General features: G+C 43.8%; 12 protein-coding genes and 1 other annotated feature. Of the genes, 9 read left to right on the top strand and 3 right to left on the bottom strand.

Features of this window, described 5'->3' with window-relative positions:
• The first annotated feature begins 143 nt into the window (after window positions 1-143).
• Both arcB and AB6C75_RS15005 read left to right on the top strand, forming a co-directional pair.
• Window positions 144-2,531, top strand: a complete 2,388-nt coding sequence (gene arcB, locus AB6C75_RS15010) for an aerobic respiration two-component sensor histidine kinase ArcB (RefSeq protein ID WP_372108068.1) — start codon at window positions 144-146, stop codon at window positions 2,529-2,531.
• A 7-nt stretch (window positions 2,532-2,538) separates the two neighbouring features.
• Window positions 2,539-2,982: a hypothetical protein gene (locus AB6C75_RS15005; protein ID WP_012603236.1), complete on the top strand. Its 444-nt coding sequence runs from the start codon at window positions 2,539-2,541 to the stop codon at window positions 2,980-2,982.
• 187 nt (window positions 2,983-3,169) lie between these two features.
• Here AB6C75_RS15005 and arcA read toward each other — a convergent pair whose 3' ends face one another.
• Complete coding sequence (gene arcA / locus AB6C75_RS15000) at window positions 3,170-3,886, bottom strand: two-component system response regulator ArcA (RefSeq protein WP_004741534.1); 717 nt, start codon at window positions 3,884-3,886, stop codon at window positions 3,170-3,172.
• Between the two features lie 576 nt (window positions 3,887-4,462).
• Between arcA and AB6C75_RS14995 the strand changes: the two genes are divergently transcribed.
• Window positions 4,463-4,948: a putative 4-hydroxy-4-methyl-2-oxoglutarate aldolase gene (locus tag AB6C75_RS14995; RefSeq protein ID WP_017098326.1), complete on the top strand. Its 486-nt coding sequence runs from the start codon at window positions 4,463-4,465 to the stop codon at window positions 4,946-4,948.
• 29 nt (window positions 4,949-4,977) lie between these two features.
• Here AB6C75_RS14995 and AB6C75_RS14990 read toward each other — a convergent pair whose 3' ends face one another.
• Complete coding sequence (locus AB6C75_RS14990) at window positions 4,978-5,454, bottom strand: ribonuclease regulator (protein ID WP_269335560.1); 477 nt, start codon at window positions 5,452-5,454, stop codon at window positions 4,978-4,980.
• A 317-nt stretch (window positions 5,455-5,771) separates the two neighbouring features.
• Window positions 5,772-5,890: a sequence feature (Thr leader region), on the top strand.
• 29 nt (window positions 5,891-5,919) lie between these two features.
• On the opposite strand from AB6C75_RS14990, the gene thrA reads away from it, so the two are divergent.
• Genes thrA through thrC form a run of 3 tightly spaced genes read left to right on the top strand, consistent with a single transcriptional unit; the run spans window position 5,920 to window position 10,633 of the window.
• On the top strand, window positions 5,920-8,379 hold the full coding sequence (gene thrA, locus AB6C75_RS14985) for a bifunctional aspartate kinase/homoserine dehydrogenase I (RefSeq protein WP_372108067.1): 2,460 nt from the start codon (window positions 5,920-5,922) through the stop codon (window positions 8,377-8,379).
• A 17-nt stretch (window positions 8,380-8,396) separates the two neighbouring features.
• Entirely contained in the window at window positions 8,397-9,353 is a 957-nt protein-coding gene (gene thrB / locus AB6C75_RS14980; RefSeq protein ID WP_372108076.1) for a homoserine kinase, read from the top strand.
• The gene (gene thrC, locus AB6C75_RS14975; RefSeq protein ID WP_135382876.1) at window positions 9,350-10,633 is read left to right on the top strand and encodes a threonine synthase; all 1,284 of its coding nucleotides are present in this window, start codon (window positions 9,350-9,352) and stop codon (window positions 10,631-10,633) included. The genes thrB and thrC overlap by 4 nt, the downstream gene beginning before the upstream one ends.
• Window positions 10,634-10,711: 78 nt before the next feature.
• Here thrC and grcA read toward each other — a convergent pair whose 3' ends face one another.
• Window positions 10,712-11,089, bottom strand: coding sequence for an autonomous glycyl radical cofactor GrcA (grcA, locus tag AB6C75_RS14970; RefSeq protein ID WP_009848415.1), 378 nt, complete (start codon window positions 11,087-11,089; stop codon window positions 10,712-10,714).
• Window positions 11,090-11,415: 326 nt separating this feature from the next.
• Here grcA and nfo point away from each other — a divergent pair, with 326 nt between their 5' ends.
• The 3 genes from nfo (at window position 11,416) to AB6C75_RS14955 (ending at window position 14,304) form a co-directional block, all read left to right on the top strand.
• On the top strand, window positions 11,416-12,324 hold the full coding sequence (gene nfo / locus AB6C75_RS14965) for a deoxyribonuclease IV (protein ID WP_372047580.1): 909 nt from the start codon (window positions 11,416-11,418) through the stop codon (window positions 12,322-12,324).
• A 661-nt stretch (window positions 12,325-12,985) separates the two neighbouring features.
• A complete protein-coding gene (ung, locus tag AB6C75_RS14960) occupies window positions 12,986-13,660 on the top strand; it encodes a uracil-DNA glycosylase (protein ID WP_017098331.1) in 675 nt (224 codons plus the stop codon).
• Window positions 13,661-13,752: 92 nt separating this feature from the next.
• Window positions 13,753-14,304, top strand: a complete 552-nt coding sequence (locus AB6C75_RS14955) for a hemerythrin domain-containing protein (protein ID WP_017098332.1) — start codon at window positions 13,753-13,755, stop codon at window positions 14,302-14,304.
• Window positions 14,305-14,477 lie beyond the last annotated feature (173 nt).

The following is a 14,477-nucleotide window of genomic DNA, read 5'->3' as shown; positions in this document are numbered from 1 at the left end:
ATTGATATTGCTTGGTTAGTATTAATATTGGTTGATTAACCTTCGATATTACCGCTAATCTCTTGCTGCGTGTGATGTAGCTAGCTTACCTACTATCTTCAAACAAGGTAGAATGTTGCTAGTCTTATCGCGTGGAGCGCTAAATGAAACCCATGAAAAATCTTGCCCAGTATTACGTGGATCTGCTCGTAAAATTGGGGATTGTCCGCTTTTCTATCTTACTCGCCTTAGCGCTTGTTGCCCTTGCTGTTGTTGTACAAGTCGGTATCACCCTCGCACTCAAAGGTAATGTTGATGATATCGACATTGTCCGTTCGGTTTTCTTCGGTTTAGTGATCACACCTTGGGCGGTCTATTTTCTTTCAGTCGTGGTCGATCAACTGGAAGAGTCTCGCCAAAGGTTGGCTAAACTGGTCTCTAAGTTGGGTGACATGCGAGAGCGAGATCAAGAACTCAACAATCAACTGCAACTCAATATCGAAAAGCTCAACCAAGAAATTGAAGATCGTGAAAAAGCAGAAGAAGCGCGTGCAGAAGCAATGCATGATCTTGAGAACGAAGTGTTTCAGCGTGAGCGAACTCAGCTTGAATTAGCAGAACGTACGGCGCTGTTGCGCTCGTTTATCGATGCCTCGCCTGACCTCATTTATTATCGCAATGAAGATGGGGTGTTTTCTGGTTGCAACCGAGCGGTTGAAGAACTCACGGGCAAAACAGAAAAAGAGCTAGTCGGTTTGACGCCTTGGGATGTCTACAGTAAAGAGGTAGCTCAACAAGTTGTTGAAACTGATAAGAAAGTCTTTTCTGACAACCAAGCTTTGACCTATGACCAATGGCTTGAATACCCCGATGGACGTAAGAGTTACTTCGAGCTGCGTAAGGTGCCTTTCTACAGTAAAGATGGTCGCCACCTTGGCTTGGTTGGTTTTGGTCGTGATATTACCGAGCGTAAAGAGCACCAAGAATCACTAGAGAAAGCCAGTCGCGATAAGACCACCTTTATCTCAACCATTAGCCACGAGCTAAGAACACCGCTCAATGGCATCATCGGCTTGAGCCGCATGTTATTGGATAGCCAGCTGACCACCGAGCAGCGTAAGCAGATGCAAACCATCAAGGTGAGCGCGGTAACATTGGGTAATATCTTTAACGATATTATCGACATGGATAAGTTCGACCGCCGTAAGCTTGAGCTATTCCCAACCCCTATCAATTTTGAAGATTTCGTTGTTGAGATCGAAAGTATTTCTGCGTTAATGGCAGAGCAGAAAGGGTTGAGGTTTGATCTAGAAAGATTGTCCGATCTCCCATCTGCAGTTGAGGTGGATGGTACTCGTCTTAGACAGGTATTGTGGAACCTTGTAAGCAACGCGATGAAGTTCACCAAAGATGGTGGTGTCGTGATGACGGTCAGCGCTGAAATTGATGGCGACTTTGCCAACATCACGATGGAAGTAGAAGATACCGGGATTGGTATCCCTGAAAGCGAAATCGAGAAGATCTTCGCGATGTACTATCAGGTAAAGTCGGGAACAGACAATTTACACGCTGTCGGTACCGGAATTGGTCTTGCTGTATCTCAACAGCTGATCAATATGATGGATGGTCACATTGAAGTCACTAGTGAAGAGGGTTTTGGTAGTACCTTTACGGTTTCGATTCGAGTTCCAGTTAATCACGATACTCAGGCTCTGATCAAAACGCCAAGAAAGCAGTCCAACCTTAAGATTTTCATGGTCGAAGACATTGAGCTCAATATCACAGTAGCTCGTTCTTTACTTGAAAGCCTAGGCCATGAAGTGACAGTCGTAATGACGGGTAAAGAGGCACAAATCGTTTTCAACCCGAAAGATTATGACTTGGTATTACTGGATATCCAGTTACCAGATATGACTGGTTTCGACATTGCCCAATACTACCGCGAGAAATATAGCCAATTGCCGCCTTTGGTGGCATTAACCGCGAATGTATTAAACAATAAGCAAGAGTATTTCCAGAAAGGTATGGATGAAGCGATCAGTAAACCACTGTCGGTTCGTGCAATCCAGGATGTCATCAGCGAGTTGATTGAGGATGCCCCAGAGGTTATTGAGAAAGCCGAGGGCATTGATACAGTAAAGGATGTTGAAAAAGTAGCAGGTGTTGAGAAAGTAACAGCGAGTAAGCCGGCTCTTTCAACGATTGATACCACTTTGCTTGATATTGATATGCTAGAGTCTTATGTTGACATTGTCGGGTCGAAACCTGTTTTGGATAGTATCGTGATGTTTGAAGATATGATGCCGGAATATATGGAAATATTGAATTCCAATATGGTTGCGAAAGATCAAGACAGTATCGTTTCTGAGGCACACAAGATTAAAGGTGCAGCAGGTTCCATTGGCCTGAAACGCATACAGCAAATTGCTCAGAAAGCTCAATCTCCAGATATGCCTGCGTGGTGGGAGAACATTTCAGATTGGGTTGATGAAATAAATAACGAATACCAAAATGATATTGAAGTCTTAAAGAGTTGGTTAAATCAAAGGTAGAAGAATAATGAAAAAATTAGCATTCGCCGCATGCGTTGTGGCATTAGCGGGTTGTTCTGCACCACAAGTTGAATGGCAGCAAGACAATCAAGTCGAAGTATCTGCAGCGACAGTCACAATGAAAAGCAACCTGTGGCACAACAAAATGCCTACGATTGGGGAGGCTCAAGATAAGACTCTACATGGTGCTATCTACCTAGAATCTGACTCACAATTACCAGCAACACTTGCGGTTGAGAGTGTGACGGTTAAACAGGGTGCAGATACCTTGTTGGTAACAGCTGACGATCTAGATTTAAGAACACACAGTGAAACGCAGTGGGAAGTAGCTTTTGTATGGCAGTTAGAGATCGACAGTGATAAGCCTGTTGATGTTGCGATTGAACTCAAAGATGGCGAAACCGTGAAGTGGTTAGTCGAGAAAGACGTTAAGGTAGATACGGTTTACTAAAGCCTTAGCGAACAATAAACAATAAAAAAGGGAGAATGCGTTGGCATTCTCCCTTTTTAATAACGATTGATCACGCTTCGATTGCTAGAAGTACTAACTGTTTATAAGTACTAACTGGTTAGAAGTGCTATCGGTTTAGAAGTGCTAATCGACGGCAAGAACTAAACGGCCAGAAGCGCGAATCGAATTAGTCTTCTAGGTCACCACAAAAGCGGTAGCCTTCACCGTGAATCGTCGCGATGATTTCTGGCGTACCAGAAACAGATTCAAAGTGCTTACGAATACGACGGATTGTTACGTCTACAGTACGATCGTGTGGCTTAAGCTCACGGCCAGTCATCTTCTTAAGAAGGTCTGCACGTGTTTGGATCTTACCTGGGTTCTCACAGAAGTGAAGTAGAGCACGGAACTCTGAACGAGGTAGCTTGTAGCCTTCGCCATCTGGGCTAACCAGAGAACGACTGTTGATATCTAGTACCCAACCATTGAACTCGTACTTCTCAACGCTACGCTTTTCTTCTTGAACAGAGCTTGTGCTCATTGAACGGTTCAGAAGGTTGCGTGCACGGATAGTCAGCTCACGAGGGTTGAAAGGCTTAGTGATGTAGTCATCTGCGCCGATCTCTAGGCCAAGGATCTTATCAACTTCATTATCACGACCTGTTAAGAACATAAGCGCTACGTTTGCTTGCTCACGCAGTTCACGAGCAAGTAGTAGGCCATTCTTACCTGGAAGGTTGATGTCCATAATTACAAGGTTAACTTGGTTGTCAGATAGCACTTGGTGCATCTCTTCACCGTCGCTAGCCTCAAAAACAGCATATCCCTCTGCTTCAAAAATACTCTTTAGAGTGTTACGAGTTACTTGCTCATCTTCAACGATAAGAATCTGCGGGGTTTGCATTTGGCGGTACCTAAATTTGTGACGAAACTGTGCTAATAGAATAAATTCTAGGCAAAACATAACATACAGGTAATGTATTTTTGATGATAACTTAAAGTTTTCAAAAAAACACTTACTTCCAGCTATCTGCCTTCCTTGAAGTATTGCCCAATAACGTAGATCCAGTACGCCTTTCAATCATTCTTTTAGTGATTTAAGAGGATTCTATAATGTTAACAGCATGCTAACAACGCGAGAATGTTAATTCCATTCACTTTGTTGATTTACATCAATTGCCGTATCGCAACAAACTTTAATAGTATGGCTACAACTTAACCAATGTTATGGTGACTATTTAGCACCAAAATAAGAATGATTATTCGAGATGTTTCGCACATCTTGCTTACTAAAGACCGGACTATGAACCAAGGAAGCTGAAAGCTATCCTTAGAGTCTAGTAGATAAATATGCTCAATCAACTTTTATTTCGTATTAAATTGGGCATAGAACAATGAAAACAAAGGATTAATTTTAATAATATATAAAAGCATAGAGGCTCACCTGACTTAATAGGTTTGCCTTACTCACGGAGGATATATGCACGATATAACACCTGACTTATGTGATGAGTTTGAAAGCAAAGTCACGCTACTGAATATGCCATTACAGAACTTCGGCCAGCGTGGTGCGTTCTGGGGAAAAATTGTAACAGTTCGTTGTTATCACGATAATTCCAAGGTTCGTGAGGTCTTAGAGACCGATGGCTGCGGCAAAGTACTCGTTGTAGACGGTAATGGCTCGTGTCAAAAAGCGTTACTTGGCGACCAATTGGCTATTCTAGCCATCGAAAATGGTTGGGAAGGCGTCATTGTGAATGGTGCGGTGCGTGATGTTGCGATGATGGCGCAGATGGATCTTGGTATTCAAGCTCTCGGAGCCTCTCCATTTAAAACCGAGAAGCACGGTGTTGGGCAAGTGAATGTGACGCTCTCTATACACAATCAACTGATTCAGCCCGGTGATTACATTTATGCCGATTGGAATGGTGTGTTAATTTCAACGGAATTGTTGATTGAATCTTAACGGGCTTATCAAGAAAGAAGTGGGATAGATTAGAAGCGAAACCCTAATCCTACCTCAACACCTTGTTGCCACTCTTCATAATCAAGGGTGGCATGCATATCTAGATTGTCGGTTAGCTGCACGCGGCTAGAAAGCTCTGCGGCTACCGATTTCTCACTGTCTTCGGTTTCATTGTTATAGGTGTGTAGAGAGCTGTTGAAAGAGACTCTTTCGGAAAACTGATAACTAACACCACTCAAGAATCCACTCTCATATTTCAGTGCAGCAGTGTTGATTCGTGTACCGACATAAAGATCCACATCAGAAAACAAGCTATAAGAATAGCCACTGTCTACTGTCCAAGTATCAAAGCTTTCACTCGATGCACTTTGCGTGGAGATAAAAAACTTATGGGCAGAGCTATCGATTTGACTGGGGAGCAAAGGCAAACTGCTCAGTAGCGGTAAACTGTTCGCTGAACAAACAACAGGCATAGCAAAGACTAAAAGAATAAGTAATCTCTTCATTTCCCACTCCTGATGTCATTATTATTGTTTTTCGAACGTTATTGTTCAATTAAAGCACAGGACTTGTATGTTCGCTGTACTATCGATAGAGCATTTTGTTATGACTATATGTGCAACTGATTGCTTATGTTTGTTTGATGAGTTAATCCAGTCTCTGAATGGCAGGTTGATGCAGGGTGTTTTATCTCTTAAATGAAGGTTTGCTCTGAAAAACGGTGTGAATGTAAAAAAAACGCAACTTTTCATTGACGCATAGTAGTAAAAATTGATACACGTAGAGTAAAGCACAAGCAGAGAATTTGATATGCAGCATGTAAGCCACTTAGTAATGACCACCACCATTATTATTACCGACATTCACATTGTTGGGGCAGGCTGCTAAGTAACGGATTTTAAAAAAAAGGCCTGTATCCAACAAGATACAGGCCTTTTTTTGTACCATTTTTATGACTTATGGAGAAAGGGATGCGCGTTTTAAAGTTTGGAGGTTCATCATTAGCTGATGCAGATCGTTTTTTACGAGCGGCTGATATCATCGCTAATAATGCCCAGCAAGAAGAGCTAGCCGTTGTACTATCGGCTCCAGGAAAAACAACCAATAAGTTGGTCGCTGTTATTGAAGCTGCACTGAAAAACGGTGAAGCTGACACACAGATTTCAGAGATCGAATCATCATTTTCAGCACTGTTTGCAGAGATTCAAGCGGTATTGCCGTCAGTAGATGGCTCTGCGTTTCAAGAGCAGGTCGATACCTCTCTTGCTCAACTTAAGCAGTTCGTGAATGGTATTAACCTACTGGGCATGTGCCCGAACCATGTTAATGCTCGCATCATTAGTAAAGGTGAGCGAGTTTCAATCCAGTTAATGAAAGCGGTGCTGGAAGCGAAAGGCCAACCAGCAAGCCTGATTGACCCTGTGGAATACCTCTATGCTCAAGGTGATCATCTTGAAGCTATGGTGGATGTGGATGTTTCAACTCAGAACTTCCGCCAATCACCGCTTCCTAAAGGTCACGTAAATATCATGCCGGGCTTTACTGCTGGTAATGAAAAAGGCGAGCTAGTAACGCTTGGCCGTAACGGCTCTGACTACTCAGCTGCAGTTCTAGCGGCATGTCTACGTGCTGATTGCTGTGAGATTTGGACTGACGTCGATGGTGTTTACAACTGTGACCCACGCTTAGTGGATGATGCCCGTCTTCTTAAATCACTTAGCTACCAAGAAGCGATGGAGCTATCTTACTTCGGTGCTTCTGTTCTACACCCGAAAACAATTGCACCTATCGCACAATTCCATATTCCATGCCTGATCAAAAACAGCTTCAACCCACAGGGTGCCGGCACTTTGATTGGCCAAGACACTGGCGAAGATAACCTGGCGATCAAAGGTATCACTACGCTAAGTGACCTAACGATGGTTAACGTATCAGGCCCAGGTATGAAAGGCATGGTAGGCATGGCGAGTCGTGTATTCGGCGCGATGTCTTCTGCAGGCGTTTCTATCGTTCTTATTACTCAATCTTCTTCTGAGTACAGCATCAGCTTCTGTATTGAATCGGCTGACAAAGTGAAAGCGAAGCAAGTGTTATCAGATGCGTTTGAACTCGAACTTAAAGATGGCCTATTAGAGCCTGTTGAGTTCATGGATGATGTTGCGATTGTGACGCTGGTGGGTGACGGTATGCGTACTTCACGTGGTGTCGCTTCTCAGTTCTTCTCTTCTTTAGCGGAAGTGAACGTTAACATCGTCGCTATTGCTCAAGGCTCTTCAGAGCGCGCTATCTCTGCGGTTATCCCGGAAGATAAAATCTCAGAAGCAATCAAAGCGTGTCACGAAAACCTATTTAACTCTAAGCACTTCCTTGACGTCTTCGTTGTCGGTGTTGGCGGTGTTGGTGGTGAGCTTGTTGACCAGATCCAACGTCAACAAGGCAAACTGGCTGAAAAAGGCATCGTGATTCGCGTATGTGGTTTAGCAAACAGCAAAGGCTTGCTGCTAGACAGCGATGGTCTACCGCTAGAACAGTGGCGTGATCGTATGTCGAGTGCGACAGAAGAGTTTAGCCTAGCGCGTTTAGCTGCACTTGTTCAACGTAATCACATCATCAACCCTGTGTTGGTTGATTGTACGTCTAGCGAAGGTATTGCAGGACAATACGCAGATTTCCTAGCGGCTGGTTTCCACGTTGTAACACCAAACAAAAAAGCCAACACAGCAAGCATGGCTTACTACCATCAGCTTCGTGAAGTGGCGCGTAACTCTCGTCGTAAGTTGATGTACGAGACAACAGTAGGCGCAGGTCTACCGGTAATCGAAAACTTACAGAACCTAATCTCTGCAGGTGATGAGCTTGAGAAGTTCAACGGTATTCTTTCTGGTTCACTGTCTTACATCTTCGGTAAGCTTGATGAGGGTATGACACTCAGCCAAGCAACCAACATTGCTAAAGATAACGGCTTCACTGAGCCGGATCCTCGTGATGATCTGTCTGGTATGGACGTTGCGCGTAAGCTGCTTATTCTTGCTCGTGAAGCGGGTATGGCACTTGAGCTTGAAGATGTTGAAGTTGACCAAGCATTGCCACCGGGTTTTGATGACTCAGGTACAGTTGACGAGTTCATGGCTCGCTTGCCAGAAGCGGATGCATACTTCAAAGAGCAGTCAGCTATCGCAGCAGAAGAAGGCAAAGTACTTCGTTATGTGGGTGAGATCGCTGAAGGTAAATGTAAGGTTCGTATCGCAGCTGTTGATGGCGAGGACCCAATGTTTAAGATTAAAGATGGCGAGAACGCTCTGGCATTCTACAGCCGTTACTACCAGCCAATCCCACTCGTTCTGCGTGGCTACGGTGCAGGTACTGAAGTTACAGCAGCAGGCGTATTCTCTGATGTGATGCGTACTCTTGGTTGGAAATTAGGAGTTTAGGAATGAGTTTAAGTGATATGGATATTGTTGTTTATGCTCCTGCATCAATCGGCAATGTCAGTGTAGGGTTTGATGTGCTGGGGGCCGCTGTGTCTCCAGTGGATGGTACATTGCTTGGTGACCGAGTAATGGTTAAAGCCGGTGATGAACCGTTCTCGCTAAAAACAGCTGGCAGCTTTGTTTCTAAGCTGCCAACTGAAACCAAAGAAAATATTGTTTACGACTGCTGGGTTGTGTTCTCTCGCGAGTTAGATAAGAAAGGGATCTCAGTTAAGTCTCTAGAAATGACGCTAGAGAAGAACATGCCTATCGGCTCTGGTTTAGGGTCAAGTGCATGTTCAATTGTCGCCGCGCTTGATGCCTTGAACCGTTTTCATGGCCAACCGTTGAATGAAACTGAACTGCTTGCTCTGATGGGTGAAATGGAAGGTAAGATTTCAGGTGGCATACATTACGATAACGTAGCGCCATGTTACCTTGGTGGTGTGCAATTAATGTTGGAAGAGCTTGGTATTATTAGCCAAGAGGTTCCATGTTTTGACGATTGGTATTGGGTAATGGCTTACCCTGGCATCAAGGTTTCAACAGCCGAAGCGCGAGAGATTTTACCTTCTCAGTATCGCCGTCAAGATGTGATTGCCCATGGTCGTCATTTAGCGGGCTTTATTCATGCTTGTCACTCTGGTCAGCCGGAGCTAGCCGCTAAGATGATCAAAGACGTGATTGCTGAACCATATCGTGAGAAACTGCTTCCAGGGTTTGCTGATGCACGTAAATATGCAACGTCAGCAGGAGCATTAGCTACTGGAATTTCTGGTAGTGGCCCTACGCTATTTAGCATTTGCAAAGAACAAGATGTCGCCGAGCGTGTTGCACGCTGGTTAGAACAAAATTACGTACAAAATGAAGAAGGATTCGTCCACGTTTGTCGCTTAGATAAACAAGGTTCGATCGTTACAGGAAGTGAGTTATGAAGCTGTACAACATCAAAGAAAACGATGAGCAAGTCTCTTTTGGCCAAGCCGTTCGTCAAGGTCTAGGTCGTAATCAAGGTCTATTTTTCCCATCAGAGCTGCCTAAGTTCGATGACATCGATGCACTACTTGCAGAGGACTTTGTCCCTCGTAGTTCAAAGATTCTTTCTGCTCTAATTGGTGATGAGTTACCAAAAGAACAGATTGATCAACTAGTGGATGCGGCATTCCAATTCCCAGCACCGATCAACCAAGTGAAAGATGGTGTTTACGCACTTGAACTGTTTCACGGTCCAACGTTAGCATTTAAAGATTTCGGTGGCCGTTTTATGGCTCAATCTTTGGCTGCGGTTTCGGATGGTGGTCAAATCACTATCTTAACGGCTACATCGGGTGATACTGGCGCGGCGGTTGCACACGCATTCTACGGCATGGAAAACATCAACGTTGTTATCCTATACCCGAAAGGCAAGATCAGCCCACTGCAAGAAAAGCTATTCTGTACGCTAGGTAAGAACATTCACACTGTAGCGATTGATGGCGATTTTGATGCGTGTCAGGCATTAGTAAAAGACGCGTTTGACGATGCTGAATTGCGTAAAGAAATTGGCTTAAACTCAGCAAACTCAATCAACATCAGCCGTTTGATGGCTCAGATCTGTTACTACTTTGAGGCGGCTTCTCAGCTAACCAAAGAGCAACGTGAAAATCTGGTTATCTCTGTACCAAGTGGTAACTTTGGTAACCTAACTGCGGGTCTATTAGCGAAAGCGCTAGGCTTACCGGTTAAACGCTTCATTGCAGCAACCAACGAAAACGACACGGTTCCCCGTTACCTAGAAACAGGTCAATGGGATCCAAAACCAACGGTTGCGACAACATCGAACGCGATGGACGTGAGCCAACCAAACAACTGGCCACGTATCGAAGAGCTTTGCCAACTGAAAGGTTGGGGACTGGATACTTTGGGTAAAGGTAAAGTATCTGATGAGCAGAGTGCTGAATCAGTACGTGATCTAAAAGCTCAAGGTTACCTGTGTGAACCTCATGGTGCGATTGCTTACCGTCTATTGGAAGAGCAACTGCAAGAGAGCGAGACAGGCCTTTTCTTATGTACGGCACACCCTGCGAAATTCAAAGAAGTGGTTGATGACATCTTAGGTACTGACATTGAACTTCCTGGTCCGCTAGCAAAACACGCGGTGATGGAGTTGTTGTCTGAAGATCTAGATAACGATTTTGAAGCGCTAAAAGCAGTGCTTCGTCGAGTTCAACCGTAACCTATATCGGTATTGTTGAACAAATAAAAACGGCGCTCAATGAGCGCCGTTTTTGTATTCTAATTCAAGCTCTAAAAATTATAGAGACTCAGTGAACGTACGTGCGATAACGTCACGTTGCTGTTCAGTAGTTAGAGAGTTGAAACGTACAGCGTAACCCGATACACGGATAGTTAGCTGTGGGTAGTTCTCTGGGTGAGCAACGGCATCTTCTAGCGTTTCACGCTTAAGAACGTTAACGTTTAGGTGTTGACCACCTTCGATGCGTGGTGCTGCTTCGATAGCAACTTCACGGCTTTCGTACTCGCCTAGGTCTGCTGCTGAGATAACTTGGTCAGCTTCGAAACCTGAAGTAGCAACAACACAACGAGCTTCGTTCTTCTCGCTGTCTAGTAGCCAGATTGAGTTTAGTAGGTCGTCGTTTGCTGCTTTAGTAATTTGAATACCTTGGATCATAACTATCTCCTAGTCCACTTTATGTGGTTTGATTATGGTGTTAACTTTCGAATTTTATTGAGCTGAGTAATATATACCTAGTTTGTGGTAGTTTAATATTGATTTAAGTCAAAAAACAACCAAAAACCTCATTTTTTTCAAGGTGATTACTTTGAGTTAAATCAATAAAACCTTTGAAAACAAAGTAATTACAAAATATTTTAAAGTATAAAAAATATTTAACAGTGGTATTTGTAGTAAATTTACTACATTTGTTGTGTTTTTATTGACCTGTAAGTGATACAACCCTTTAATTATTAAGCATCCTGAAAGTGTAAAGTGATTTAATGACAAACAATAATTCATCTTCAAAACCTGAAACTAATATTAAGTTTATTGGTGCGCATGTGTCTGCTGCGGGCGGTGTTGATCAGGCGCCAATGCGCGCAAGAGAGATTGGCGCCAATGCTTTTGCACTGTTCACCAAAAACCAAAGACAGTGGGCAGCAAAGCCGCTAGAAGCCAAAACCATCAGCGCCTTTAAAGCCAACTGTAAAATGTTAGGTTTTAGCGCTGAACACATCCTTCCTCATGATTCCTACCTTATTAACTTAGGAGCACCAGAAGAAGAGAAGCTAGAGAAATCACGTGCGGCTTTTATTGATGAAATGGAGCGTTGTAATCAACTAGGACTCACGCTTTTGAATTTTCATCCTGGGAGTCATTTAAAGAAAATCTCAGAAAGCGAATGTTTGGCTAAGATCGCTGAGTCGATTAACTTGGCTCACCAAGCGGTGCCTGATGTAATTGCCGTGATTGAGAATACCTCAGGGCAGGGGACTAATCTGGGTTGGAGATTTGAGCACCTAGCAGAGATCATCGACCAAGTAGAAGATAAGTCACGCGTCGGCGTGTGTTTAGATACCTGTCATACCTTTACTGCTGGCTATGACCTACGAACAAAAGAAGCATGTGAGCATACTTTTGCTGAGTTCGACCGCATCGTGGGTATGCACTATCTAAGAGCAATGCACATCAATGATTCAAAAGCTGAGTTCGCGAGTCGAGTCGATCGACATCATTCTTTAGGAAAAGGCGAGATTGGCTGGGATTGTTTTGAGTATATTGCCTCGGATTCTCGCTTTAATGGTATTCCTCTTATCTTGGAAACCATTGATTCGACGATCTGGAAAGAGGAAATTCAACAACTTAGAATGTTCCATCGCTCAGCAACGGCAGTGAGCGAAGAAGCGTAATAATAGAGGGGGAAATTTATTTCCGTCTATTTCTAATAATTGGCACCTTTCTTTCATAGTATTAAAGTGAATATGTAGTTCACGATGTCTTAGAGGAGGTGCCTTTATGTATTCAATCACCCAAACTTCAACTGTTGCTGTCGCACGCCGTTTACCAACACCAAACCGTCACGTGCATAACCACGGGCACCACCGTACACAGCAGAAAAGTGGCTAATCGAGATAAACACAACTTGAACTGATTATTATGATTCATCAACAAGTGAACCCTACACATCATGTTTATTGATAGCTGTATGAGGTATAAATAGGGCGTGTTGATCTTTCGAGCTGATTTTTGCAGCGAGTTGCTGGGTATTTATACAAGGCAGAGGCTTTGACGTGTAGTAGCCTACATGAGAAGCCGCTAACGTAGTAGAAATGACCAGCAAACGCTGCCCGGAGGGTTCGGCTAAAAGCGTTTTACTCTTTGTTGAGGGAGATTTGCTTAGAATGACTATGCTACTTCTCCCTCGCCGCGATTAAAACGCTTTTATCTCGAACAAAATTTAACCACGAAAGGTCAACACGCCCTAAAGCCTTATTTAGGACAGTTAGCCGATACAGCTATTTTTTGTCTGGCGAAAGCCCCTAGAAACCTTGATGATTGGGAAGTAAAACGATGAGCGCACCAAAGACTTGGGAATCCATTATTAATGATGAACGTGACAAAGAGTACTTTCAGAGTGTCCTCGCGTTTGTTGAACAGCAACGCAATAGTGGGAAAACCGTCTACCCTCCTCAAGAGCAGGTGTTCAGTGCCTTCGATATGACGCCTTTCGAGTCCGTACGCGTGGTTATCCTAGGGCAAGATCCTTATCACGGCGCTAACCAAGCTCATGGCTTAGCTTTTTCTGTACTGCCAGGTGTAAAAATCCCTCCTTCTCTACGTAATATGTACAAAGAGCTTGCACAAGATATAGAGGGCTTTGAGATCCCGAGTCATGGCTACCTCGATTCTTGGGCATCTCAAGGGGTGTTGATGTTGAACACTGTCCTTACAGTAGAAGAGGCAAAAGCCCACTCACATGCTAAGTGTGGTTGGGAAACCTTTACCGATGCCGTTATTGCAGAGCTCAATCAGCGCTCTGAACCGATCATCTTCTTGTTGTGGGGCGCACACGCCCAGAAGAAAGGCCAAGCGATTGATGCAGACAAGCACCATGTGTTGGTTGCACCTCATCCATCACCATTATCAGCACGCCGTGGTTTCTTCGGTTGTCAGCACTTCTCAACAACCAACAAGCTACTTTCTTCTATGGATCAACAATCTATCGACTGGCGTTTACCAACATAAGTATAGGTTGGTGGTTTTCTGAGCAGGGTCAAATCATAAATCAGCATCTTCGTATACACTTATAAACAGTAGGTGTAATGGAGTGCAATACTATGATGATTGAAAGGATAAGACGAGAGCATGGCTATATGGCTCGTTTGCTCGCGATACTCAACAGTAAGTTAGAGTTTCTGAAACAGGAGCGAGAAATAAACTATAGCCTGATCGCAGAGGTGGTTCATTATCTCATGGACCATTCAGACAAGGTGCATCACCCGAAAGAAGATGTTATTTATCGTTACTACCTTAAGCAATATGGCAGTGATCAAGTGATTGAAGACTTGGAACTGGAGCATCAATTGCTTTCTGAGAAAACGGCGGACTTTTTAGGTGTGGTCGATATGATCCTTCAAGATGCGGTGGTTCCTCAACAAGTATTTATTGAGCAGCTTGAAGCTTTTGTTAAAGCTCAACGAAAACATATGGAATATGAAGAGAAGCATGTGTTACCAATGATTGTTGAGTCGTTCACAGTTAAAGATTGGCAAGAGGTGGAGTCTCAATGGCTTCAACCTGAAGACGACCCTGTCTTTGGAGAGACAATTGCTGATGAGTACCGCCAACTCGCGGCTCGTGTTCGACAAAATGAACAAGAGTGCGTTTAGCCAGTTGTCATGTTGAAGCGTGACTATTTTAGATGCTCTCTATTTTAGAGGGCTAGTTCCCAAATGACGCTTTGAGCGGATTAAATACCTCGTAAAATAAAAAAGGCACCTATACAGGCAACACCTATCATTTAAGGTGTTTAGATCGCACAGTGTAGCGAGTCTTACTAAAA

It is taken from the genome of Vibrio sp. 10N.237.312.B06 (assembly GCF_041464685.1).
In the GTDB taxonomy this organism is placed as follows: Bacteria; Pseudomonadota; Gammaproteobacteria; order Enterobacterales; family Vibrionaceae; genus Vibrio; species Vibrio tasmaniensis_A.
The sequence above is the reverse complement of the archived record's forward strand: the minus strand, read 5'-3'. Positions and strand labels throughout refer to the sequence as shown.